The sequence below is a fragment of the Nitrospirota bacterium genome (assembly GCA_015233895.1).
Lineage (GTDB): Bacteria > Nitrospirota > Thermodesulfovibrionia > Thermodesulfovibrionales > Magnetobacteriaceae > Magnetomonas.
On sequence record JADFXG010000026.1, the window covers coordinates 18,700 to 44,001 of the forward strand.

Below are 25,302 nucleotides of genomic sequence, written 5' to 3' on the forward strand. Positions count from 1 at the left end.
TTATAATGGCAAAACTTGTTACACTGCTTGAGGTACTATCCGATGAGGACATACAGTGGCTCTTGTCAACAGGGATTGAGGAAACAATTGGCCCCGATACTGTGGTCATACAAGCAGGTGAATACATCGAATACATATACATAGTTATGGAGGGCTCATTAGGTGTGTTTCTTGCTCAGGGGAACAAGCAGATAAACACAGTTGGACCTGGAGAGATTCTTGGGGAGATGTCCTACATTGAGGACACGCAAACATCCGCCACAGTTATGTCACTTGAGACTACGGTGCTTCTTAAAATATCAAGAGAATTCCTTGACAACAGGATAAGTGATGAGCCTGATTTTGGACGGAGGTTGTACAAAGGAGTCAGCATCGCGGTGTCACAAAGACTTCGGCAAGCCATGTTACGGGTGGACTACATGCTTGATATGATAGAAAAGGCAAAAATATGGCATATATGATTACACGTATATGGAAAGAAAAAAATATATAGTAGCAATTACCGGAGCAAGCGGCTCATTGCTTGCGATAAGGTTTATAGAGGAGCTTTTAAAAACCGCCGAGGTACATTTAGTAATTTCGTTTTCAGCGTTCAGAGTGATTAAAGATGAAACCGGAAATGACTGGGAGCCGGCAACCCACTCAAAGTTAAAAGACTATTTTAAAAGTGAATATTTGCATTATAATGAAGAGGGGGATATGTATGCTCCGCTTCTTAGCGGCACGTTTTTAAATGACGGGATGGTAGTGGTTCCCTGCTCTATGAAGACTCTTTCTGGCATATCAAACGGCTATGGAGAAAGTATAGTTCTAAGGGCGGCAGATGTAACATTAAAGGAGCGCAGACGGTTAATAATAGTCCCCAGAGAGATGCCTTTCAGTGCTATACATCTTGAAAACATGCTGAAACTTTCCCGCCTTGGTGTTACCATAGCACCTCCTGTGATGGCGTTTTATACAAAGCCTCAATCTGTGGATGATATGATAAATTTTATAATAGGAAAACTCCTCGATAATCTCTCTGTGCCTCATAATTTGTTTAAAAGATGGGGAAATTAGCGAAAAGGCCTTTTCATCTTACCACACTTTTCATAAAATCTATCCAAATTGGTAAAGCTGCTTTGCTGCCGGCCTCTCCCTCGCCTATGCTTGTGTGGTCATCTCTGCCTACCCAGACACCTACTGCATACTTGTCATCAAATCCGATAAACCACGCATCAACGTAATCATCCGTAGTGCCGGTTTTACCGTAAACGACTCTGTTTAGTGACTTTGCAGATTGCGCCGTACCCTCTGTCACAACAGCACTCAACACCTCGTGCATCTTTTCAAGCGTAGAGTTATCCAGCACAGGTTTTATAACTGGCGTTATGTTCTCAACAGCTAAACCATATCTGTTCACTATCTGCGTGTAAGATATAGGTTCATGTAAGTTTCCGTCTGAAAAGGCACAGTATGCTGAGACTAGTTCCAGCAGATTGACCTCCGATGCGCCAAGAGCTGAGGGCAACCGCGGGCGTATCACACTCTTTATCCCTACAAGGCGTGCCGATTCCACCACTCGTTCCATGCCGACCTTGTTTGCCAAAGACACTGTGGCCACATTCAGAGACCGTGCAATGGCAGATTTAAGCGTAACAGTGCCATAGTACCTTCTTGTGTAGTTATGCGGAGTCCATGGCTCTCCTTTTTTTTGAAAATACGTCACCTCTCTGTCTTCTACCGTATCTGAGGGTTTATAACCATATCTGAAAGCTGCAAGATATACAAAGGGTTTAAATGATGACCCAGGCTGCCTCATAGCCTGCGTTGCACGGTTAAACTGAGTCTCCCAAAAATCCGTACCACCAACCATGGCTTTTATCTCACCGGTTTTTATCTCAACTGCCAAAAGAGCTGCCTGCACGCCTTTGATATCACGTTTAGCAAATGCTTCAATAGCATTTTCAATAGCCTTTTCCGCCGTATTTTGCATATTCATATCAAGTGTAGTGTAGATTTTAAGCCCTGAGGTATAAAGGCTGTCACCGTACTTTTGCTCAAGAACCCCCTTTATATATTCCACAAAATACGGGGCCTTGTAGCTGGGGGATTCCAGATGTTTGGGAATTGGTTCGGCTAACGACTCCTTGTATTTGTTATCAGAGATGAAGCCGTTTTCGTACATCAGCCGGATAACGGTGTTTCGCCTTGAAAGGGACCTCTGCGGCTCTTTAAAAGGAGAGTACGTTGAGGGAGCTTTGGGAATGGCAGCAAGCAGTGCTGCCTCGGCAATAGTTAACTCCTCTGTCTTTTTACCAAAATAGGTAGAGGATGCCGCCTCTATTCCGTATGTTCTGCTGCCAAAGTATGCCTGATTAAGGTACAGTGACAGGATTTCGTCTTTTGTATAGCGTCCCTCGATTTGAAACGCTATTGCAATCTCTTTAATTTTTCGAGAGAGGCTTTTTTCTGGTTTCAAAAACAGCATTTTAGCTAACTGCTGAGTTATCGTGCTCCCGCCCTGCACAATAGTGCCAGCCCTCATGTTTTCTATAAATGCCTTTACAACCCTCTGAAAATCCACTCCGAAGTGTTTATAAAAACGAACATCCTCAACGGCAATAAATGCTTTTTTCACATGCTCAGGAATCTTATAAGACGGTACAAAACGTCTTCTTTCTATAAACACCTCAGCCAGAAACTCACCGTTTGTGGAAAATATCCTTGAGGACTCAAGCGGAGTGTACTCCTCAAGTAGTTTCACCTTAGGTAAATCCGAAATGCTCCACAGGATAAAACCCCCGGCTCCCCCTATTGTCAGAGAGGCTACAAGCGCAAAAATCAAGAGCACTTTTTTAACAAAACTCAGATATGGATTTTTAGTATCACCTGAAAATAAATTGTATAGAATGCTTAAAAAAGTGGTAAATCTGAGATACAACTTATTTTTAATAAAATAGACCTCGCGTACTTTGGCTAATATCAACTCAGGATCAAGGGGATCAGCCATGCACATATCGGCGCGTATTCCCATATCTGTGAAAATGTGCTCCGTGTATGGTTCACAAAGGACTATTATTGCAGATTTCGGGAGCTTACTTCTGAGAGAGCCAACTATTGTGTAGTTTTTGGAAAAGTGGTACTTTGAATCAAATATAATAATAGAGGGAGCATGCTTTGATACTGTCCTTTCAAGGTCAAACACTGTTTTGATAAGCTTAGCCTTAAGAGCACCGCTTTCAAGTATTTTAAGGAGCAGGTTGCCCCTTGTTTTATCTATGGAAAAGACAACAACAGCAACAGCCATTAAATATCAGGATTCCTCTGAAAGGGCCATGTACAGCGCGCCCTTGGCAGTGGAATTAAGAGGGTCCTCGGCAATTCTTACTGATGATATCTGAACAGGCAGACTGACGTTCTTAAGCGCTCTTTCAAACCGTTCCTTTAAGCCATTAGCCAAAGCGCCGCCTCCACTTATGACAAGAGGCACGGGTTTTGCAAATCTCGGCACTTTATCCGAGGAGGCTAACACCTGCTCCAGACTCTGTGTAAGATGTAATAAGAGATCGTCATAGAATATTTGAAGGGCTGTTTCCACCCTGTTTCTGGGTTCACGCGTAAGACTCAGTTCTTTTTCCTTTATCAATTTTATTTTTGTCTGGGACTCTCCCAACGTTCTGCCAACCATCGAGTCAATGTAATCCCCGCCCTTTTGAATGCTGTAGGAAAGAATCGGCACAGCCATATAAGCAAGACAGACGTTACACATGCCGCCCCCCATGCTGATTCCAATACCGGTGTAGTTGTCGTTTGACAATTCAGCAGTTATGACGGCTAAACCCTCGTTTACAGAAATAGGTAAATATCCCATACCTTCAAGGGTGCGCTTCATGACGGTTTCATGATAGAGCACCGATATTCGTGTATCAACCGGTTCACCGGGCACACTGAACGCTATGACCTCACCGGGTTTTTTAGGCGGCGGGAGCATAGTTTTCATAATAGCTGCTATAACATTTATTCCCTCATCTTCTTTAGGGCTTAAAAGTCCTCCCTCAATGGGACGGCGCGTGCTTGAGTTAAAAGTTGCGGCAAACATATCGGAGGAATTCCCGATTATATAAAACTGTCCGTTCCTTGCAAAATACATGATTTCATTTTTTGCAAACACCTTACCGGTAAACTTAGATCTCGGCACTGCAAAGAAGGCATTAAGTTGTTTAACTGTTTGAACAGCGCCGCTTCTCATCTTTGCAAGCACTATGTTGGATGTTCCTATGTCTAACCCTGCAGGTCCCACCAACTGAGAGTTTTCCGTTTGCCGATCCCGTTCTGAGGCATTCCTTTTACCCGTATCCATTAACTTAACGCTATCGCTTATTTCAGCCATCTCTTATATCCTCTTTATTTTTAAAGTGAGTGGTATAACTCTTGAATTAAAACGCCTCTCTGACACTGTTTCTGTCATAGTCACGGCAGTATTATACCAAAACACAAGAAATGAATTCTATATGGCAAAAAAAAAAATGATGTCATGGGAAAGGGATGAGACACCCCCTCTTGTAAAACATCCTTTCCCTTACTTTACTTTTCCACAACTTTCTCCGGTATGTTGACCTTTATATAGAGATCACGTAGCTGCTTTTTATCAACCTCGGATGGAGCGCCGCTTAGCGGGCAGACTGCTTTTTGAGTCTTTGGGAATGCTATCACGTCTCTGATAGACGTTGCTCCGACCATTATCATTATCAGCCTGTCAAGGCCAAGGGCAAGGCCGCCATGCGGCGGTGCTCCGTGCTTTAGAGCGTCAAGAAGAAATCCAAATCTCTCTGTGGCCTCCTCAGAGCCGATTCCTATCATTTCAAATATCTTTTTCTGAAGCTCCGGACTATGAATACGAATGCTGCCGCCTCCAATTTCCGAACCATTTAACACTATATCGTATGCCTTTGATTTAATGCCTGATAAATCAGTGGCTCCGGTTGTCATTATTGCCTCAATATCGGCATCAGAGGGTGATGTAAACGGATGATGGATTGCTACAAAACGGTTTTCGTCCGTGTTGTATTCAAAAAGCGGAAAGTCCGTTACCCATACAAAGCGATTCTTATTTTCTATTATGTTGGCGCGCTTTGCTGTTTCAAGCCGCAGCCGGCCTAAAACTTCATTTACCGTTTTTCCATTATCTGCCACAAAGAGCATCATATCCCCTGGGGCGGCCTGAAGTTTGTCAGCCATAGCGCGCATGGTGTCCTCTTTAAAAAACTTGGCTATCGGGGACTCAAACCCGTCCTTAACTTTTATCCATGCCAGTCCCTTAGCTCCATAGGACTGCACCTCAGAGGTCAACACATCCACCTCTTTGCGGGAAAGCCCGGCCATTCCTTTTCCCAGTATTGCTTTTACCCTGCCACCTGAGTTTAATACATCAAGAAAGACCTTAAAGTCGCTCTGTAACGCCTCATTAGCCATATCCACAAGCGGCAGCCCAAATCTCAAATCAGGCTTATCACTGCCATATGTTTCCATTGCATAGCCGTAAGTCATACGCACAATTGGCGTTACTATATCCTCGCCGTTTATTTCCTTAAATAACCTCTTTAGCAGGCCCTCAACAAGCCCCATCACGTCATCCGCCTCAACAAATGACATCTCAAGGTCAACCTGTGTGAATTCAGGCTGACGGTCGGCTCTTAAGTCCTCATCCCTGAAACACCTGACAATCTGAAAATACCTGTCTGCTCCAGCTATCATAAGTATCTGTTTAAACAACTGAGGGGACTGAGGGAGAGCAAAAAACGCTCCGGGATTAGTCCTACTTGGCACAAGGTAATCTCGTGCGCCCTCAGGCGTGGATTTTGTTAACACCGGAGTTTCTATCTCAAGAAATCCCTCACCGTCCAGATAATCACGGATTAGTTTACAGGCCTTGTGGCGCGTTATCAGATTTTGCATCATCTCCGGCCTTCTCAGGTCAAGGTATCTGTACCGAAGCCGTAGCGACTCCGAGGCATCTTTGGCCTCCTCAATGGTAAAGGGAAGCGGTTCACACCTGTTTAGGATGGTAAGTGTCTTTACGTAAATTTCCACCATTCCGGTTGGAATGTCAGGATTTTCCGTACCCTCAGGTCTTTTTCTAACCTCGCCGGTTACTGAAATCACATATTCGCCTCTAAGCTGATGCGCCGACTCATGCGTTTCCGCACTTACGTCAGGGCTAAAGACCAACTGCACTATGCCGCTTCTGTCCCGTAAATCAGCAAATATAAGACCTCCGTGGTCACGGCTCCTAAACACCCATCCGCTTAGGTTTACCTCTGTCCCAATGTCCTCCGATGTCAGCCTCCCGCATCCCTTAGTCCTAAACATCTCTGGTTTTCCTCCTAACTCGTCTCTTTCCGGTATCTATGGTGTCTATTTTTACAAAAGTCATTTTTGGTTTTTTAGGTTTTCTTTCTGTATCCGTCCTATGTTTGGTCTCAGATGGTTTAGCAGTACCTGTTTTGTCAAAAGAGAAAGGTCTGTCCTTAGAAAATGGTCTCTCTTTAGATTTACCGGTTTTATCAAAAGAAAATGGTTTTTTCTCAGCCGGTTTCTCTGCTTTCTCAAAATGAGATGCTCTCCTGTCAGTCGGTCTCCATGGCCTTTCAAAGGAAGATGTTTTCTTTTCAGATGGCTTATCTGCTTTCTCAGAAGGCGGCGGCTGTTGTGCTTGTTTGTCGGGATTTCCGGTTTCATCAAACAGTGATTTTAACTCTTTTGGCGTAAGAAGTGACCATTGACCGGGCTTCAGAGAGCCAAGTTTAATGCCGTTTATAGCGACACGTTTTAGTTTTGCCACGGGGTGTTTGAGCTGCTGGAGCATTCTCCTTATCTGCCGCTTTCTGCCCTCAAACAGGGTTATCTCTATCCACGTGTTAGACTCCGTGTCGGTGTCCTTGAGCCTTCTTACCTCAGACGGTGCTGTCATTCCGTCTTCAAGCATAACGCCTTTTCGGAGCTTTTCCATTACAGCATCAGAAAACTCCCCTTTTACTTTAACATGATATCGTTTAGGGATTTTTTTAGACGGGTGAAGCACCCTGTGCGTAAGCTCTCCGTCATTGGTCAGAAGCAATAACCCCTCAGAGTCATAATCAAGCCGCCCTACAGGATACACTCTTGCGCCGATGCCCTCAATAAATTTAAGAATCGTGCGACGGCCTTCAGGGTCCTCAAGAGTTGTCATCACCTGCCGGGGTTTATAAAATTTAGCGTAAACCTTCTCTGCTGCATTGCCAGCGTGTAAGAGTTTGCCGTCAAGTTTTATGTGGTCAGAAGATAAGTCCGCCTTATCTCCCAATTTTACAACCTTGCCGTTTAACGTTACACGGCCCTCTTCAATCATTTCCTCCGCTTTTCTCCGTGAGGTTATGCCAAGCGAGGATATTATTTTTTGAATTCGTTCTTCCATGCTATAATTTTAACATAAAAACGTTTGTTTTTAATGATTTTTTTTAATTTAGAGGGTTTCTTTATTTTCATGGTATAATAACGATATTTTGAAGAGGAGGTGTAAATGAGTGAGATTATCTTTATAGTTGAGAAGAGTATAGAAGGCGGCTTTTGTGCTCATGCACTCAATTACTCTATAATCACAGAGGCCAATGATCTGGCTGAACTGAAAATAAACATTAAGGATGCTATTCAATGCCATTTTGACAACGAAGGGGAGGTACCAAAAGTAATCAGGCTTCATATGGTTATAGAGGAAGTATTTTCTTATGCCTAAAATACCAAGAGACTTGTCTGGCAGAGACCTTGCAACGCTTCTGAGTAAGTACGGATATGAGATAACCAGACAAAGCGGCAGCCACATCCGATTGACCTCAACTTATGGAAATGTAAAACATCATATAACCATTCCTGATCACTCACCATTAAAAATCGGCACTCTTGGCAATATCCTTCGAGACCTCGCACAAGGACTTAATCGTGATAGAGAATCGTTGATAGCGGAATTGTTCAAGGACTACTGATGTCCGAAATGGACAAAGACATGAAGATATCCAAAACAGTGTTTGCTGTGTTAATTCTTTCCTTGCCGTTATTATTAAACTTTGGATGCGGAAAGAAATCGCGCCTTGAGGGCAAGGTGGTGGATGGCAAAAACAGACCGATTGCCGGCGTGAAGGTAATAGCCAGGCAAAACGAGCCTGTTGAAGGATATGAGCAATTTGAGTCAACCACAGGCTCAGACGGCAAATTCACTTTTAAGAAGTTATACCCTACCGCATCCTACACACTGTCAATCTGGCATAAGGACTGGAAAACCGATACAACTATGACCACAGAGGCCGCACCTGAGGGGGAGACAACCCTCTTACAAGAGCCTCTGAAGGTACTGATGACAGTTGACAACGAGGGCATAATTACTGACACTGCCACAAGACTTCAGTGGTACGTTGGCTCTGATAATGATACAAATTGGGATGAGGCAAACTTGTGGGTAAAGAGCCTCTCAGTTGGTGGAGGGGGTGGCTGGCGTATGCCTGCCAGAGCAGAACTGAGAGGTTTTTATGATGCTGGCATGGAGTTTGACCATTGGGTATGGTCAGGCGAGATTTATAGCCCGTCTGAGGCGTGGGCCTTCTTATTTTACAATGGCTATGATGTTTACAATGACCGCAGCGACTCCGCCGGAGGCAGGGCTTTTGCGGTACGTAACCGATGACTGTCATGACTATGGCTTTTTTTATATTTTTTGCAACCTATACCACTGGATGATTTGGGAGAGAACCTGTTAAAATAACTTCAGGAATTTTAGATTCGTGTTTTACATACAGGTTTTATGTGAATAAGGCTTCAGAGAATATATATTTTGTTTTGATTGAGCCCAAAGAGCCCGGCAATATAGGGGCATCTGCCCGGGCTATAAAAAACATGGGATTTTCTAATCTAATTTTGGTAAACCCAGAAGGGCACCTGACTATAGATGCCTACCTGTTTGCCCACGGCGCTGAGGATGTCCTGGAGCAGGCTGTTGTCTGCACGAGCTTTGAAGAGGCGGTGGGACAGATGCACCTTGTCATAGGATTGTCAAGGCGTTTTGGTAAAACACGCGGTGTTTTTAAGCCTGTTAACGAGGCCGCTAAGACCATACTCTCCAGTGCTTTAGAGGGCAAGGTAGCATTTCTCTTTGGACGTGAGAACAATGGACTTAACAACAAGGAGGTGGAATCCTGCGCCTTTATTGCTTTTATTCCGACCTCCAACGCTCAACCCTCGCTTAACCTGTCTCAGGCAGTCCTTCTTACGGCATATGAGCTTTCAAATATTTTTGTATTAGATTCCACTTTTAAGGTAAAACCAAAGGCCACCACTTATCAGTTGACTCAACTGTATGGTAGAATCGAGGATACTCTTAATGCGGCAGGGTACGGTAACCGCGGCAGCCATGATCTAAAGTCAGAGGTTATGCGAAACATAAAACACCTGCTTGGCCGTTGTGGTATGATGGTGTGGGAGGTTGATATGATTCACGGAATACTTAGTTATATAAACAATAAAATCTCAGAGGAGGGTTAGCTTCAGATGTACAACTTGACAGGTGCTGTATTAAGCATATTTCTTTTGTTAGCAGGTGGAAATACTTTTGCTGCAGGGACTTTCTCACTTAATGATCCCTCAAGGCAAATCATAGGAGTTGAACAGTCATACAAGGTGACTGATAAAGAAGATACACTTCATGATATTGCACTTGCTTATGGAATAGGTTATAACGCCATAGTTTCCGCAAACAGTAGCGTGGATCCGTGGCTTCCTGATGTCGGCTCAACCATCAGAATCCCCACACGATGGATTATCCCGGAATTCCTAAACGAGGGAATTCTCATAAATCTGGCAGAGATGAGGCTTTACTTCTTTTTTAAATTCAAAGATCACAAGTTTGTCAAGACCTTTCCCATAGGAGTAGGCGATGAGGGATATTCAACCCCAGTTGGTACACTCCATGTAGCGGGCAAGGTAGTTAACCCAGTGTGGAAAGTGCCTCAGCACATACGCGATGAGTATCCCCATCTGCCAGCCTTAGTACAGCCGGGACCTGACAATCCTCTTGGCAAATACTGGCTACAGCTTTCAATAAGAGGCTATGGCATTCACGGCAACAACATAGCTTATAGTGTTGGCCACAGGGCAAGCAGCGGCTGCATAAGAATGTACAACGATCAGGTAGAGAATTTGTTTGAATATGTTAAGGTTAATGATATAGTGAAAATCATTTATGAGCCGGTAAAAGTAGCAAAACAGGACAATAAAGTATATATTGAAGTTCACAACAACTACAACGAGGACAACATAACCAAAGGAGAAGTACTATCTGAGTTAGCCTTTAAGAAACTTAGTGGGAAAGGCCTGCTTAAATACGTTGATACCGGCTTACTAAACAGTGCAATTAAGGAAGCAACAGGCCTTCCCACCGTAATTTCTAAATAAAAGAGTTTTTTAGTGCTTTTTTAAGCCCTTTTTGAAACCCTTTTCGCATTTCTCAGCGGCTCTTTCAGCCTTTCTTGCTGACTCTTCAGCGCTTGTAGCTGCTGCTGATGCTTTCTTAGCTGCTGAATCTGCTCTGTCTGCTGCCATTTTGGCCTCATCGGCTGATTTCTGAGCACTAGCCTTTACGCCATCAAGATAAGCCTTATCATCTTTGCTTAACTCATAGGTACAGCCAAACGTTACGAGCGTAAATCCTAACAACAGTAATAACGTGATGTGTTTCATACGTTACCCTCCCTTTTAAAGGTTTTTTCATGATAACCGCCTGAACGTGCGGTTTTTAGCAAGCCGTTGTACAGCATAATATGGAGTTATCTTAAAACAACTGATTAAAATAAATCAAGTGTTTTTTTTATAATTTGTGTTAACACCTGCCTTACTGAGCACTCTTTAACTCAGCGTAAACCTCTTCAACGTCAGTTTGCAGTGCTATAGTCCTTGAAATTGAAGTCAGTAATATAACATTACTAACCATTGCAACTCAGATACAGCACCTTTTCCTGATGCTTCAAGTGTTCTGATTTTGCCTTCCTCACTCAGGCAAATCCTTTATTGAGTTTCGTTAAGAAATTGAGTTTCGTTAAGAAATTGGGTTTCGTTAAGAAATCTGGCAAATTTATCAGAAAATGATTGTGCCGAGAAATGTTGTTCAACCGTGGAACGTCCGTTTTTAGCAATATTAGATGTAGTTGAGGATGAATTCTCTAACAGTCTGGCAATGGAATCAGCTAAAGCTGCCGGATCATTTTGATTAACTAAAAGCCCATTATGGTTATTCGTAATAATCTCGGGAATTCCCCCGACATTAGACGCTATCACAGGAATTTCCATAGCCATCGCTTCTATCAGAGAAAATCCAAATGATTCAAGCCCTGACGTCGGTAAGACAAAAATATCTATGGCGCTGTATAGAAATGGCATATCGGTTCTGAACCCTGTAATAGTCACCATCTGTGAAATGTCATTGCTTGCCGCCTCACGTTCAATAACTTCTTTAAGAGGCCCATCGCCTATAAAAAGCAAATGAAGATGTGGAAACTTTTTTAGCAGAATGACAAATGAATTAAACAGAACTAACCCTCCTTTGTCTGCAGACAACCTGCCGGAGGTCCCTATGACTACCCTGTCGGGAGTTATCGAAAGGGATTTTTTTGTTTCTAAGCTATTGAACTTTGACCTGTCAAAAACAGACAAATCCACACCGGAATAGATAACCGTTACTTTTTCAGGTTTTACACCGCATTCGGTAAGCGCTGCTTTAACGGCGCCACTGACTGCGATAACATGGTCACAAAGCCATGTTATCAACAAATTAGTAACATATTTCAACTTGTTTGCCTGATGCCGGACTATTATAAACTTAGTCCTTAGCAAAATAGAAACAAATGCAACATGCCAATACTCTTTACCAAGATTTGAGACTATAACATCTACCCCATGCTTATATACAATGTAAATAAGCCTGAACAGTGCAACAATATCCATGAAATTTTTTAATTTAAGATGATACACAGGTACGCCTGCTATAGCGCAATTTTCATAAATCGGGCTTTCCTTTGGGCACCCCACAATTACATTTATTCCTGAATGAATAAGCGCTCTGGCAAGAACTGTTCCGTGAGAAGCGATGCCGCTCCACTTAGTGTTTGTATATAAAAAAAGGACTTTCTTCATCAGTGTTTTAGCTTTCCATCATAAGAGTAATTTGTATGAAAATGCAATCGGGCCTGTATTAAGTTTAATTGACATACGGTTAAACTCATAAGGGTTGTCGCCTGCTCTGATATAACCTTTTTTAGTGGTAAATGAGGCTTTAAAACCCGCCCGTTTCACACTTGCCGTAACCCTGTCATCGTAGCCTCCATACGGATAACAAAAAAAATCTATAGGAGTAGCCAATTTTGACTCAATATCGTCTTTTGAACCCCTGATTTCTGCCTCAAGTTCGGAGTCGGATAGTTTAGGCAAGTCCGGATGTGTCCTTGAGTGGGCGCCAAAGTCAATTGCATTTTCTTTTAAGAAGTTAATATCATTCCAATCCATCAGTTCCCGTCTTTCGTTTACATAGCCGCTGTCCCACGCATTATGCTTACCAGCCAGGGATGACACAAGAAAAACGGTAGCCGGAAACTTGTATTTATCTAAAATGGGAAAAGCAAACTCCAAAAAACTCTTAAATCCGTCATCGAAAGTTATGGCTACTAACTTTGAGTTAGAGGGTTGCCCCAGTGAAAAAGCCAAAATATCGTTCAGTCTTACTACGTTATACCCAAAAGTTTTCAAGTAATACATTTGAAAAGCAAACATTTTAGGCGTAACGTAAAGACCCGGCAGCCTGACACTCTTTTTGGGCATACCAATACAATGATAAGTTAAAACAATAGCTCTCTTCATAATTTAAGTTAAAACAACAGCTCTTTACTTAATCCTGTGTATATATATTATAACATTATTAACAAAATAAAATGTTGAAAAAAAAATTTTTAGGTACAAATTGACAATTGAAATTCTCCGCTGTTATAATCATACAGGCTTTAGGCAAGGAGATCCTGGGTAGCTCAGTTAGGCAGAGCGGGTGGCTGTTAACCACCTTGTCGGGGGTTCGAATCCCTCCCCAGGAGCCAGATAACCGCTGTTACAACTACATTAGAGACGGCAAGAAGGAGCGGCTTATAAAATGAAAAATCCACTGATAGAAGGCATGATAATACCGCTTCTGACTTCTGTGCATGTAGTGAGTGTTTTAATATGGATAGGCGGTGTTGTTTTTGTTACGACAATCGTATTTCCAATGATATTGCGCATGGAGGATTCCATGGAAAAAGTCATGTTTTTTCAGGGGACTGAGCACAGATTTGCAAAAATAGCAAAAGTATGCGTTCTAATTGTTGGTTTAACGGGCGGGCTTCTTGTATATTTAAAAGGCTTTTTAAACGCTTTTTTTCACAAAGAAGGTTTATATCTGACATTAATGTTGTTTCTATGGATAGTGTATTTGATAGTGCTTACCTTTGAGAAAAGGCTTTTTAAAATAATATTTAAAGGGCAGGCTCAGCACGATACAAAAAAAATGTTTGTCCGTCTTACTTTGTTTCACTGGATAGTTATGTTAGTCAGTCTGTTTGTAGTATTGTTCAGTGTTTATCAGGGTCACGGAGGTAATTTTTAGCGGGAAAATATGCCGATTTTATTATTTAGAATATTTTTCGTTTTTTTTTATTTAGCGATTACTGCTAACATAGCTCATAGCTTTGATAGTAATTGGATTAAGTTAGATGCGGGAATGGAATTTGCCGAATTTGAAGCATTGGCAGACTCAACTGGCGATAATGTAAAAATATCTGCTTTAAGAGTAAATCCCACAAATTATGAGTTAAAATTATTTACCATCGCTGACTTAGGGGGCATGAGCATGAGTGCCAAAGAATGGGCTAAAAAGTATAAACTTTTAGCGGTAACTAATGCCGGAATGTATCAGGAGGATGGTAAGACAAATGTTGGCTTTATGAAAAGTAAGGGACATGTTCTTAACTCTCGTATTTCTAAAGCGTATAAGACAATGCTGGTGCTTGAGCCAAAAGATAAAAATGACCGTGAGTTTCAGATTATTGACATGGAATGTGAAAAAGATGACAAAAAAATAGACAGATACATGACTGTGATACAAAACATCAGAATGATAAACTGCAATCAGGAAAACGTATGGACGCCGCAAAGTAACTCATGGAGCGTTGCAGCTTTAGGAATGGATAAATCAGGAAACATTCTTTTTTTAATGTCAGTGACTCCTCTTAGCGTGCATGACTTCATTAAGATATTATTGCAGCTTCCTTTAAAAATTCATGTTGCGATGTATTTGGAGGGAGGCAAGCAGGCGTCATTGTATATAAACGCCGGTGGCAGAGAAATTGAACGGGCTGGTAACGTGGGCGTAAATCTAAGCAGTAAAAACACCGGCGATCCCTTTTGGCCAATTCCAAACGTGCTCGGACTGGTTAAAAAGAAATGATTGCCAGACAGCTACATTTGGAAAGTATATAAGCTTATATGAGGTTTTTTATTATTTCTGCGATGATTTTCAACTGTTTTTTTTATGTTTGCCGAAACTAACCTCCGTTATGAAAAAATAATCTTTGAGGATGCTGTGCAGAGGGGAGGTTTATAATTTAATGGCGGATAATACATGAAAAGTTCGACATCAAAAGCTATGGTTTCAAGGCTGCCGAAATCAACTGCATCTTTATCCTCTGTTTTCAAGATGGTAGTGTTGTGTGTTTTGTTTATTGACCTCTTTGTTGCCACATCGGGGGTGGTATATTTGCGCTATAGCAAACATCAGGCAGAGCAACGCGCGGCTCCGGCCTCTCAAAACATATCACTGGTGCTTGAGCGGTACTTAAATGGATTTATTGGCAAAATAGACATTATTTTAATTGATATTTCGGATGAGATAAGTAATATGCTCCGTAACGGCGCCATTGATAGCAAAGAGCTAACCTCATTTTTGACTCAATACCAAAGATATCTGCCTGAGATTGAAACTCTGACAATAGCAGATGCACATGGAATTGTAACCGGTAAACCACAAGAGGCCAAAATAAACATCTCAGACCGTGATTTTTTCATTGCAGCACAGAGCAGTCCTAAAGGCACACTAATAATATCAAAACCGATGTTTGTACCCTTCAGCAAGAAATGGATACTCACACTTGCCAGACATATAAATAATCCCGATGGCACCTTTGGCGGTATCGTTTATGCAAACATTGCACTGGAACACTTAATTAAAGTTTTCGCCACTATCGATATCGGACCACACAGTGGGATAAGTTTACGTGATAATGAGATGGCAATCATTGCCAGATATCCTCAATCCAAAGTGGCAGGCAGTGATATTGGAAATAAGATTTTATCTCCTGAATTTAAAAGACTCTTAGAGACAGGTCAAACAAGCGGAACATTTTTTACTCCAACCAGCTTTGATAATATATCTAAATATGTTTCTTACAAAAAAATAGCCGGCTATCCACTTTATATCACTATTGGTATTGCATCTGAGGATTACCTTAAAGAGTGGAAACATGAATGCATCGTTACACCGGCACTAATTATTATACTTATTCTTGGAACTCTCATATTTTTGTATTTTGTCCACAGATATATCATATACAGTAAAAAAATAGAGAATGCTCTGACAGAAAGCCATAATCAATTGCAGGAGATAATTGACAATACAATTGCCGTTATTTTCCTTAAAGACGTACAAGGCCGTTATATACTCATTAACAGCCGGTATGAGATGCTTTTTCATATAACCAAAGATGCCGTCATCGGTAAAACCGATTACGATATTTTTCCAAAAGAGGCGGCAGATAGTTTCAGGGCAAACGACAGTGAGGTTATAGAAAAGAACATGCCCTTAAGTTTTGAAGAGATAGTTCCACATGAAGACGGCATACATATTTATATATCCATAAAGTTTCCCCTGTATGATGTCGGCGGCAAAATATATGCCGTATGCGGCATAGCTACTGATATTACACGGCGAAAACGCATGGAGGATGACCTTAATACAAAGACAGAACAACTGCAATCGATGGCTAAAGAGCTGGAAAAAATGGTTGCTGATGAGATAAAGCTAAGACATCAAAAAGAACAACTGCTGGTTCAACAATCTAAGATGGCAACCATGGGTGAGATGATAAGTATGATAACTCATCAGTGGAAGCAGCCCTTAAACGCTTTATCCATTAATATATTCGACATAAAGGATGCATTTGAATTTGGTGAACTCAATAACGAATATATAGATAAAATGGTAAAGACATCAAAAGAACAAATCAACTTTATGGCAAAAACGATTGATGGTTTTAGAAATTTCCTGTTACCCAATAAAGAGAAGACCACCTTTAACATTTTAGATACAATTAATGATTTGTTATATATGTTCGGGAACTTATACAGGAAGGATAATATAGAAATATCAACAGAGGTATTGTGTGCAGAATCTAATCTAATCTTTACGGGTTATTCAAATGAATTAATGCAGGTGGTTCTTAATATTTTAAATAACGCAAAAGATGCGATACTAAGCAGACGTAAAAAAGACAGCCCTGACTTTAAGGGCCAGATAAAAATAGTTATCTCTGAGTCGGGGGGTAACGGTGTTGTCTCAATAACAGACAATGGCGGAGGAATCTCAGAAGAGACTATAAATAAAATCTACGAACCGTATTTCTCTACCAAAAAACAAGAGGGAGGAACAGGGCTTGGGCTTTACATGTCAAAAACAATAGTTGAGACAAATATGGGAGGTACGCTATCAGTTAGAAATATTAATGGAGGCGCTGAGTTTTTGATAAGTTTGAATATAAAACAGACACAAACAGGTGATATGTTATAATTTCACATGACTTGAAAATTATTATTGTTTTTTCAGATTTACCTCAATTACGCTGGTTTTGGAGTGATACCGCAAGCCCGTTAAGTCTCTTAACGATTGATTCAATATCAGCGTGATTACTGAGCTTAATCATATAGATGAGTTGTCTGATAAAGTCTGTAGCTTCTATAATTATTTTGATTGATTGTTTGTCAGGAATGATTTTTCGTTCCCTCAGGACATGCAAAACATCCTCAACAGCATGTGCAAGCTGCTCTATCTTACTAAGTTTTAAAAGGTTAGCTCCGGACTTGATAGAATGGGCGTCTCTGAATATTTGGTTAATACTGCTTTCAAAAGAGGTGCTACCTTCTTTAAGCTTAAGAAGTAAAGAATCTACCTCATGGAGCCGGTTTATCGTTTCCATCCCAAATGTTACTAATAAATCTGCATCATTTTCAACGCTTACCATAATTTTGCCTAAACTAAAGCTAACTTTTCTTCTATGAGTTTTATAGCCCTTGCCGCCATTTCATCTAAATCCGGCTTTGACACCTGATCATCTGCCCCCACCGATTCCCCCTTGTGGCGCAACTCGGTTGTGATAAGGGATGAATACAGAATTACAGGGATTTTTTGCAAATAAGGGTCTTGCTTTATGTGTTTAGTCAGGGTATAGCCATCAAGAAGCGGCATCTCTATATCGGAGATTACAATGTCTATATATTCAAAAATGCCTTTACCCTCGGCTGCTCCGGTTTTTCCAAGCTCCTTTAGATAGTCAAGGGCCTGCTGGCCGTTGTCTAACAATTTTGTTTTAAAATTGGCTGCCTCCATGTTTCTTCTGATTATCTCCCGAATTGTTTCTGAGTCATCCACAATAAGTGCCCGGTACTGCGTCTGTGCCCTGACTGTGGTCCTCCATGTATCCATCGAGGAGTGGGGGTCTAAATCCGAGATGATATGCTCAAGATCAAGGAGTTGTATGAAATGGTCTTTGGCATACACCATGCCTACGATTGCCTTTGAACCCAGATGCGATATAAACCGCCCTGGTGGCACTACCTCTTTCCACTGGAAACGAGTTATCTCCGTAACCCCTGAAACCAAAAACCCCTGAACTGATTTGCTGAACTCCGTTATTATGATTATGTCTCCTGCATCAGTCTTTCTCTGGACGCCAAGCCAGATGCTCAGATCTATTATAGGCACTATGTGGTCACGAAGCCCAATTGTGCCTAAAAAACACGGGTTTTGGGCATAATCCCTTGGTTTAAGATTTGGGTTTTCTATGACCTGCATGACTTTTGCGACATTCATACCAAAATATAAGCGGCTCTCCTGCCCATGTCTGCTCTCTTCATCTATGTAAAACTCAAGTATTTCCAGCTCATTTGTACCTGTCTCAAGAAGTATCTCTGACTTTATCTGGTCTATTATATTTGTCATTACATCCTCCCCCTATGTTTTCTGCGCCATAGTTTATTATATACCATTATCTAAATAAATGCGCTAATTTATTCCGGATAAATCTTAGATACAAAGTCATAGACTTCATTTGGTTTCATTATAGCTCCGCCGGGCCGGCCATAAAAAAGCACCTCTGACCTGCCGTTTACGGATAGCCTGACATCCTCAACCATCTGGCCAGAGTTTAACTCTACCACAACGAATTTTCTGCCTGCTCCTGTTAAAGCTAAAATTGCATCGGATGGGAATGGAAACAGAGTTATAGGCCTGAGTAGCCCCACTTTCCTTCCAGCTTTTCGTAACGCTGCCATGGCTGAATATGATATCCTTGCCGCTATTCCAAAGGCAACAAGCACAATGTCAGCGTCATCCACATTTATGGCCTCAAAGCGTACCTCTTTCTCTCTTATTGTCTTGTACTTTTCCATAAGAGTAATGTTTAAGCGCTCGAGCTCTTCATCTCCCATGTACAGGGTTTTTATCACATTAGGCGCCCTGCCCTTACAACCGGTAAGAGCCCACGTCTTTTCCGGTAATTGAGGCTTAACATAACGCGTTGGTATGAGAGGTTCCATCATCTGGCCTAAAATCCCATCGGTAAGTATCATCACTGGGTTTCTGTAGAGATCGGCTTTATCAAAGGCAAGCATGGTTAAATCCCACATCTCCTGAACATTGTACGGGGCATAGACCAGAAGTTTATAATCGCCATGTCCGCCGCCCTTTACTGCCTGAAAATAATCAGCCTGTGAGCCTGATATGTTACCAAGTCCGGGGCCGCCTCTCTGCACATTTATAATTACCGCTGGAAGCTCTGCTCCTGCTAAAAAAGACAGCCCCTCCTGCTTAAGGCTAATTCCAGGTGAACTTGACGAGGTCATCGCCCGCACTCCGGCTGCCGACGCCCCATAGACCATGTTTATTGCCGCTATCTCACTCTCCGCCTGAATAAACACCCCGCCCGATTCCGGCATGGCATAGGACATGTACTCCGGTATCTCATTTTGAGGCGTTATTGGGTAACCAGCGTAAAACCGGCACCCTGCCTCTATGGCAGCCTTAGCTATTGCCTCGTTGCCTTTTATCAGAGTCTTATCGGCCAACCGTACTGCCTTTTAATGGCTTGCAATGACTTCACGCATAGATTATAACATATTTGACAAAACAAGTTAGTATTCTTTATGCTTTATACCAAGTAGCCTTCAATTGCCTAACTTTGTTGGCATTGTCGCCTCGTTATGCTTCTGAATGCAACTCGGTATTAGTCAGCCAGTGTGTTGGTGTTTTGATTTAATAAAAAAGGAAAACGGTGTATTTAAAAAGCATGTACTTTCAGGATATTTATTTAAAATTACAGGAATTTTGGGCTAAAAAAGGATGTGTACTGCTTCAGCCTTATGATCTTGAGGTTGGAGCCGGAACGTTTCATCCGGCTACTTTTTTCAGAGTGCTGGGACCAAAACCCTGGAGCACAGCTTACGTACAGCCCTCGCGCCGCCCCACTGACGGCAGGTACGGACAAAACCCCAACAGGCTTCAACACTACTACCAGTACCAGGTAATCCTTAAGCCCTCACCACAAAACTCTCAGGAGCTTTACCTGCAAAGCCTCACCGCTCTTGGCATAGACCCCGCAAAGCATGACATACGGTTTGTCGAGGACGATTGGGAATCCCCCACGCTGGGTGCATGGGGACTTGGCTGGGAGGTGTGGCTGGACGGAATGGAGGTCACTCAGTTTACTTATTTTCAGCAAGTCGGAGGGTTTGACCTAAAGCCCATCAGTGTTGAACTAACTTACGGCCTTGAACGGATTGCAATGTATTTGCAGGGTGTCAATAACGTCTATGACCTTAGATGGAATGAAACCTTTTCCTACGGAGACATCCACCATGAGGATGAGGTATTGTTTTCAAAGTTTAATTTTGATTACGCCTCTGTTGATATGCACAGGCGGCTGTTTGACGATTTTGAGAAGCAATCGCAGGAATTAGCCAATGCTGAACTGGTATATCCGGCCTATGAGTTCTGCTTAAAATGTTCACATGTGTTTAATATTTTGGACGCACGGGGAGCAATTTCCGTCTCTGAGCGTACCTCATACATTGGGCGTGTCAGAGCACTTGCCAAGCACTGTGCGCAGCTTTATGTTAATAATTTACCGCAGCAATCTGGTGAGAAGGAAACACCATAATTTATGGAAACATTGGACTTATTGCTTGAGACAGGAGTAGAGGAGGTTCCGGCAGGTTTTTTGCCTGTTGCACTTAACTTATTAAAAACACTTGCCGAAAAATTTCTGACAGAAGCTGCCGTAGCATTTTCCGATATAAATACTTTTGCCACACCAAGACGCCTTGCACTTATTGTAACGGGAGTAAATCCACATCAGGAGGGACGCACACGCGAGCTACTAGGGCCACCCGTAAAGGTAGCCTATGACGAAACTGGCGCCCCCACTAAGGCTGCCATCGCTTTTGCCGCATCTAATGGCATACCGGTTGAAAAACTTGAAATGCGCACCAAAGGTAAAGGACAGTATGTGTGTGCCGTTATTGAGGAGCCTGGTGTGGCAGTAAAAGAGATTATCGGCACAATTTTTATAAAAATCATCTCTGCTCTAACATTTCCTAAAATGATGCGATGGAGTGACCTTGATACCCGCTTTGTAAGGCCAATTCAGTGGCTTACGGCTCTTTACGGTAATGAACCGGTTGTGTTTGATTTTGCAGGAGTTAGGAGCTCTGATAAGACTTACGGCCACAGGTTTTTATCCCTTGGTGAGATTCCCTGTAACGGTGTATCCGGCTACAAGGAGCTTTTACGGAAACATTACGTGATAGTTGATCAAAATGAACGCAAAGCAATGATAAAAGCGCAGCTTACCGATATAGCCGCTCAAAACAGCGCCTTTTTGCATGAGGATCAATCCCTGCTTGACACTGTTACGTACCTTGTTGAGTACCCAGTTGCTGTTATTGCTGCGTTTTCGGCTGAGAGATTTTTAACCTTACCCCCTGAGCTTTTGGTGAGCGTCATGCGGGACCATCAGAAGTACTTTGCGCTTACTGACAAAGCCGGAAAACTTATCAATAAGTTTGTTGTCATAAGTAACACAACTAATGACAATGCCGCTGTGGTAAGAGCCGGGGCAGAAAGGGTGATAAAGGCACGCCTTGATGACGCTAAGTTTTACTACGAGACAGATTTAAAAACTCCGCTCATTGATCTGTCAAATAAACTCATCGGTATAGTACATCACGAATCTATCGGCACTATGCTTGACAAGATAAACCGGATGTATCCTTTCGCCACATCACTTGCCGATAAATTAGCCAATAATAAACCGCCGGGGGTCGCTGACCCCTTTCCTGACAATGCCGTTATTGAAAGAGCGGTGAAACTTTCCAAGGCCGATCTCCTAACCGGTATGGTAAGAGAATTCCCGGAGCTTCAGGGTATAACCGGAACCCGCCTTGCCGCCCTTAACGGAGAGCTCGCTGAGGTAAGCAAAGCGCTTTCAGAACAGTATCTACCCCGATTTTACGGTGATGAGATACCACAAACCGTAACTGGCACGATTTTAAGCCTAAGTGATAAAATTGATAACATTGTATCGTTTTTTTCGGCAAAGCTTATTCCGTCAGGCTCTGAGGACCCGTATGCACTTAGAAGGCAGGGGCTTGGAATTATAGCTATACTGTTAAAAACAGGATACAGAATCAGTCTTAATGAGATTTTTGCTGATGCCATCAGGCTTAACAACTTTGATGCTTCTTTGGTTACAGTAATAGAGGGTTTTTTCCGGCAGCGCATAGAAGCCCTGCTTACAACAACGATAGGTTACAGTTACGATATAGTTTCTGCGGCTGTAGAGGACTTTTTTTCAATCCCTGTAATCTACCTGATAAACAAACTGGATGCCTTAAAAGACTTTAGAACCCTGGATGGATACGAGGAGTTTTTACACGCAATAAAACGAGTGTATAACATAATTCCTGTGGGATTTGAGGGTTTGACCGACTCATTAAGGTTTGGGCTTGATGAGGAGAAGTCATTATATAGCGCTCTTAATGAAACAAAGGACTTAATCGAAGAGTCGGTATCAGCCGGCAACTACAAGAGGGCCGTAGAGGAGATAAAGAAACTTAAGGGGCCGATAAACCAGTTTTTTGAAAAAGTACTGGTCATGGATAATGATGAAAACAAAAAGAACAACAGGTTGTCACTCCTAATGGATATAAGGAACTTGTTTCTAAAAATAGCGGATTTTACAAAACTCCAAAACGTGTAGTTGTTTTTATCAATGATTTTTGCACTTCTTGCTGTACAATGTCTAAACCCACGAGTGCCTTAAGATTCTGATTTTGATAATATTGGCGTCCCCAACGGGATTCGAACCCGTGTTACCGACGTGAAAGGCCGATGTCCTAGGCCGAGCTAGACGATGGGGACGTCGTGTTATGAGTCGCCTGGGATTCGAACCCAGGACGCCCGCCTTAAAAGGGCGGTGCTCTACCAACTGAGCTAGCGACTCAAGCAGAGTAATTTAACACTCTTACATTTATTTTGTCAATCTCAAATAAAAAATTGTCAGGGCAAAGTAGAAATGTCCTGTTTTTAGCAAAATGAAAGTGTTCCCCCAAAAAACAGTTTGTTGTATTGAATTCCAACGTAAATTTGACAGAGAACCATTTTTTCTGTATTATAAAATCGTTTATGTTGCTAACTTTGTATAACATTAAGGAGGTTTAATATGCTGTTAGAAAAATATAACCTTAAGACGATAGAATTAAGAAACCGGATGGTTAGATCGGCCTGTTATGAAAGAATGGCAGATAATGACGGCTTTGTGACAGACAGAATATTTAAACTTTACGGTGATTTAGCTAAAGGCGGAGTGGGACTCATCATAAGCGGCAATACGTTAGTGCACCGCACAGGATTTACTGTGGATAAGATTCTGTGTGCTTATGATGATAAATATATAGCCGGACTTTCAGAAATAGCCTCTGTAGTACACAAAGAGGGGGGTAAAATTGCCCTTCAGTTAACACACGGAGGCAGACAGAGTGTTCCGGCACTTCTGGATAGTAAAGAAACTATTGCCCCATCTGCCGTGTATGAGCCGTTTATGAGGGCAATGCCCAGGGAGATGACAGAAGAGGAGATATGGGAGATTATAGGGGCTTTTGCACTTACCGCTAAAAGGGCTCAAAAGGCTGGCTTTGACGGCGTTCAGATTCACGGCGCACACGGATATCTTGTCAGTCAGTTTCTCTCCGGGTACACAAACAGGCGCGATGACGCATGGGGCGGGGATGAGGAGCGCAGATTCACTTTTGTCGGGGAAATATTAAAAGCCATACGAAAAGAGGTCGGAGACAGCTACCCTGTGTTTATTAAAATGAACTATGACGATTTTATGCCGGGAGGAGTTACCCTTCCTGAGGCACTAAGAACAGCCAAACGCCTTCAAAACGCCTCAATAGATGCCATAGAGGTCAGCACCAGCATGTACGAATCTAAAATTAAAACGGCAAGGCCTAAAATACTTGATACCGCTGATGAGGCATATAATCGTGTTGCCGCTATGGAGTTCAAAAGAGCGGTCTCAGTACCCATAATGCTTGTCGGAGGAGTTCGTTCAAAGTCTGTAGCCGATAATATTTTGAAAGAGGGGTATGCCGATCTGATATCATTTGGCAGACCTCTTATCAGACAACCCAACCTTCCGAATCTTTTTCAGCAGGGTACAGAACGGGCCGCCTGCATCTCCTGTAACGGCTGCATGAATTTCGGAAAGCTTGATTACGTTATGTGCGTGCAATTAAATAAACATCCGTAATTGCGTTTGGCATCCAGAGAAGAATAATTGTCTCAAGACATTTTCACGTTGCCACATCCCATATTATTAATGTCATATCATTTGACCCTAAGATTATGTATTTGCCATTAGTTGAAAAATCACAAATGTTGACTGCTTACTTATGTCCGGTGAAAAAAAAAGCAATTGTCGTAGTCGCCTTAAAAATAGTAGCTTTAAGGTTAACAAAAAATGTTAAAATTTCCTTCAGAAAACAGCCTCATTGCGTTACGCCCTTTCAAGTAACATTTTTAACCTTTCAGCCGTTGGAAAATTAGGCGACGGGGGAGTCAGGCACCTCTTCAGCTCTGTGAAAAGCAGGTTTTTAAAAGATTAATGTGGTCCAAATTCATTTAATTCGTGCAGTGATGCCTGATTCCATGATTTTTTTTAATCATTTTACAAAATATGGCTATTGTGCCATAGTATGTGCTACAATTGTTATATCAAAATTGAAAGAGGGCTATGATGCAACTCGAAAATTTCGAAAGGCGATTTGATAAACTTAAAATTGTTGCTTTAGTTAAACCACAGAATAGGATAGGATGTTTGTAATGATGGCCAAAACAAGATTGTTTTTTAATATATTATCAGCTACAATCGGGCTGACCATCTTATATAGTGGAAATTTATATGCTCAATCCACAGGTGATTTATCAAACTACATTAGAATGCTATCAGAAAAAAAATCAACATCTGAAGAGTTGGTTAAACTTTTAAAAGAGTTACCTCCAGAAATTGGTACAAATAATCAAACTTTAATACAATACTTAGAAGCAAAATCAGCAGTTGACGGATGTATTGACCAGATAAAATTTGATCTTAGTTTAAAAAACAATATTAATAATTCCAAAAAATATGAAATAGCACTTAATGCAGCCCTGGACAATGCTAAGGCATTCTCAGATAATGCTACTATGCTTATTGAAACTAATTCTCACTTGAGACCGTTGCAAAAATATTATAACACCAAAGTTGAGTTCAAAAATATAACAAAATGTTATAGAAAAAGGATGAGATTGCCACACCCCCTGCGGGGGTTCGCAATGACGGCGTGGGCTGTGCG

Annotated in this window: 24 protein-coding genes and 3 tRNA genes; 15 read left to right on the forward strand and 12 right to left on the reverse strand. The window is 41.9% G+C overall.

Features of this window, described 5'->3' with window-relative positions:
• The first annotated feature begins 5 nt into the window (after positions 1-5).
• Positions 6-461, forward strand: coding sequence for a cyclic nucleotide-binding domain-containing protein (locus tag HQK88_13620; GenBank protein ID MBF0617842.1), 456 nt, complete (start codon positions 6-8; stop codon positions 459-461).
• A gap of 10 nt (positions 462-471) precedes the next feature.
• Positions 472-1,059 carry a UbiX family flavin prenyltransferase gene (locus HQK88_13625; protein ID MBF0617843.1) on the forward strand — a complete coding sequence of 196 codons (588 nt, stop codon included), beginning with the start codon at positions 472-474 and terminating at the stop codon, positions 1,057-1,059.
• 13 nt (positions 1,060-1,072) lie between these two features.
• On the opposite strand, the gene HQK88_13630 is transcribed toward HQK88_13625, so the two are convergent.
• The 4 genes from HQK88_13630 to HQK88_13645 all read right to left on the reverse strand — a co-directional run bounded on the left by HQK88_13630 (position 1,073) and on the right by HQK88_13645 (position 7,435).
• Positions 1,073-3,289, reverse strand: coding sequence for a PBP1A family penicillin-binding protein (locus tag HQK88_13630; protein ID MBF0617844.1), 2,217 nt, complete (start codon positions 3,287-3,289; stop codon positions 1,073-1,075).
• Positions 3,290-3,295: 6 nt separating this feature from the next.
• Complete coding sequence (locus HQK88_13635) at positions 3,296-4,372, reverse strand: hypothetical protein (protein MBF0617845.1); 1,077 nt, start codon at positions 4,370-4,372, stop codon at positions 3,296-3,298.
• Between the two features lie 194 nt (positions 4,373-4,566).
• Positions 4,567-6,351 (reverse strand): aspartate--tRNA ligase, encoded by a 1,785-nt coding sequence (gene aspS / locus HQK88_13640; protein MBF0617846.1) that lies wholly within the window; start codon positions 6,349-6,351, stop codon positions 4,567-4,569.
• On the reverse strand, positions 6,344-7,435 hold the full coding sequence (locus HQK88_13645; protein ID MBF0617847.1) for a pseudouridine synthase: 1,092 nt from the start codon (positions 7,433-7,435) through the stop codon (positions 6,344-6,346). The genes aspS and HQK88_13645 overlap by 8 nt, the downstream gene beginning before the upstream one ends.
• Positions 7,436-7,540: 105 nt before the next feature.
• Between HQK88_13645 and HQK88_13650 the strand changes: the two genes are divergently transcribed.
• The 5 genes from HQK88_13650 to HQK88_13670 all read left to right on the forward strand — a co-directional run bounded on the left by HQK88_13650 (position 7,541) and on the right by HQK88_13670 (position 10,458).
• Positions 7,541-7,753: a 2-oxoisovalerate dehydrogenase gene (locus HQK88_13650; GenBank protein MBF0617848.1), complete on the forward strand. Its 213-nt coding sequence runs from the start codon at positions 7,541-7,543 to the stop codon at positions 7,751-7,753.
• Positions 7,746-8,000 (forward strand): type II toxin-antitoxin system HicA family toxin, encoded by a 255-nt coding sequence (locus tag HQK88_13655; GenBank protein MBF0617849.1) that lies wholly within the window; start codon positions 7,746-7,748, stop codon positions 7,998-8,000. Before HQK88_13650 ends, HQK88_13655 begins: the two co-directional genes overlap by 8 nt.
• Positions 8,000-8,695 (forward strand): DUF1566 domain-containing protein, encoded by a 696-nt coding sequence (locus HQK88_13660; protein MBF0617850.1) that lies wholly within the window; start codon positions 8,000-8,002, stop codon positions 8,693-8,695. The genes HQK88_13655 and HQK88_13660 overlap by 1 nt, the downstream gene beginning before the upstream one ends.
• Before the next feature lie 119 nt (positions 8,696-8,814).
• Positions 8,815-9,549: an RNA methyltransferase gene (locus HQK88_13665; GenBank protein ID MBF0617851.1), complete on the forward strand. Its 735-nt coding sequence runs from the start codon at positions 8,815-8,817 to the stop codon at positions 9,547-9,549.
• A gap of 6 nt (positions 9,550-9,555) precedes the next feature.
• Positions 9,556-10,458, forward strand: a complete 903-nt coding sequence (locus HQK88_13670; protein ID MBF0617852.1) for a L,D-transpeptidase family protein — start codon at positions 9,556-9,558, stop codon at positions 10,456-10,458.
• Positions 10,459-10,467: 9 nt separating this feature from the next.
• Here the strand turns inward: HQK88_13670 and HQK88_13675 are convergent, their stop codons facing one another.
• The 3 genes from HQK88_13675 to HQK88_13685 form a co-directional block, all read right to left on the reverse strand.
• A complete protein-coding gene (locus HQK88_13675) occupies positions 10,468-10,743 on the reverse strand; it encodes a hypothetical protein (protein MBF0617853.1) in 276 nt (91 codons plus the stop codon).
• 324 nt (positions 10,744-11,067) lie between these two features.
• Positions 11,068-12,192 (reverse strand): glycosyltransferase family 4 protein, encoded by a 1,125-nt coding sequence (locus HQK88_13680; protein MBF0617854.1) that lies wholly within the window; start codon positions 12,190-12,192, stop codon positions 11,068-11,070.
• An 18-nt stretch (positions 12,193-12,210) separates the two neighbouring features.
• Entirely contained in the window at positions 12,211-12,912 is a 702-nt protein-coding gene (locus HQK88_13685; GenBank protein MBF0617855.1) for a polysaccharide deacetylase family protein, read from the reverse strand.
• A 153-nt stretch (positions 12,913-13,065) separates the two neighbouring features.
• Between HQK88_13685 and HQK88_13690 the strand changes: the two genes are divergently transcribed.
• The 4 genes from HQK88_13690 (at position 13,066) to HQK88_13705 (ending at position 16,921) form a co-directional block, all read left to right on the forward strand.
• Positions 13,066-13,142 (forward strand) — tRNA-Asn (locus tag HQK88_13690).
• 53 nt (positions 13,143-13,195) lie between these two features.
• Complete coding sequence (locus HQK88_13695) at positions 13,196-13,687, forward strand: hypothetical protein (protein MBF0617856.1); 492 nt, start codon at positions 13,196-13,198, stop codon at positions 13,685-13,687.
• Between the two features lie 9 nt (positions 13,688-13,696).
• Positions 13,697-14,527, forward strand: coding sequence for a phosphodiester glycosidase family protein (locus HQK88_13700; GenBank protein MBF0617857.1), 831 nt, complete (start codon positions 13,697-13,699; stop codon positions 14,525-14,527).
• A 174-nt stretch (positions 14,528-14,701) separates the two neighbouring features.
• Positions 14,702-16,921, forward strand: a complete 2,220-nt coding sequence (locus tag HQK88_13705) for a PAS domain-containing protein (GenBank protein MBF0617858.1) — start codon at positions 14,702-14,704, stop codon at positions 16,919-16,921.
• A 43-nt stretch (positions 16,922-16,964) separates the two neighbouring features.
• On the opposite strand, the gene HQK88_13710 is transcribed toward HQK88_13705, so the two are convergent.
• The 3 genes from HQK88_13710 to HQK88_13720 form a co-directional block, all read right to left on the reverse strand.
• Entirely contained in the window at positions 16,965-17,372 is a 408-nt protein-coding gene (locus HQK88_13710) for an Hpt domain-containing protein (protein ID MBF0617859.1), read from the reverse strand.
• Between the two features lie 8 nt (positions 17,373-17,380).
• A complete protein-coding gene (locus HQK88_13715) occupies positions 17,381-18,349 on the reverse strand; it encodes a chemotaxis protein CheV (GenBank protein ID MBF0617860.1) in 969 nt (322 codons plus the stop codon).
• A 68-nt stretch (positions 18,350-18,417) separates the two neighbouring features.
• Positions 18,418-19,473: a 3-methyl-2-oxobutanoate dehydrogenase subunit VorB gene (locus tag HQK88_13720; GenBank protein ID MBF0617861.1), complete on the reverse strand. Its 1,056-nt coding sequence runs from the start codon at positions 19,471-19,473 to the stop codon at positions 18,418-18,420.
• A gap of 221 nt (positions 19,474-19,694) precedes the next feature.
• On the opposite strand from HQK88_13720, the gene HQK88_13725 reads away from it, so the two are divergent.
• Together HQK88_13725 and HQK88_13730 are read left to right on the forward strand one after the other, a co-directional pair.
• Positions 19,695-20,564, forward strand: coding sequence for a glycine--tRNA ligase subunit alpha (locus HQK88_13725; GenBank protein ID MBF0617862.1), 870 nt, complete (start codon positions 19,695-19,697; stop codon positions 20,562-20,564).
• Between the two features lie 3 nt (positions 20,565-20,567).
• Entirely contained in the window at positions 20,568-22,664 is a 2,097-nt protein-coding gene (locus HQK88_13730; protein ID MBF0617863.1) for a glycine--tRNA ligase subunit beta, read from the forward strand.
• 83 nt (positions 22,665-22,747) lie between these two features.
• On the opposite strand, the gene HQK88_13735 is transcribed toward HQK88_13730, so the two are convergent.
• A tRNA-Glu gene (locus tag HQK88_13735) sits at positions 22,748-22,825 on the reverse strand.
• Positions 22,826-22,834: 9 nt separating this feature from the next.
• Positions 22,835-22,907: transfer RNA gene (locus HQK88_13740), tRNA-Lys, on the reverse strand.
• A gap of 219 nt (positions 22,908-23,126) precedes the next feature.
• Between HQK88_13740 and HQK88_13745 the strand changes: the two genes are divergently transcribed.
• Together HQK88_13745 and HQK88_13750 are read left to right on the forward strand one after the other, a co-directional pair.
• On the forward strand, positions 23,127-24,218 hold the full coding sequence (locus HQK88_13745; protein ID MBF0617864.1) for an NADH:flavin oxidoreductase: 1,092 nt from the start codon (positions 23,127-23,129) through the stop codon (positions 24,216-24,218).
• A 572-nt stretch (positions 24,219-24,790) separates the two neighbouring features.
• On the forward strand, positions 24,791-25,302 hold a 512-nt coding region (locus HQK88_13750; GenBank protein ID MBF0617865.1), incomplete at its 3' end, for a hypothetical protein.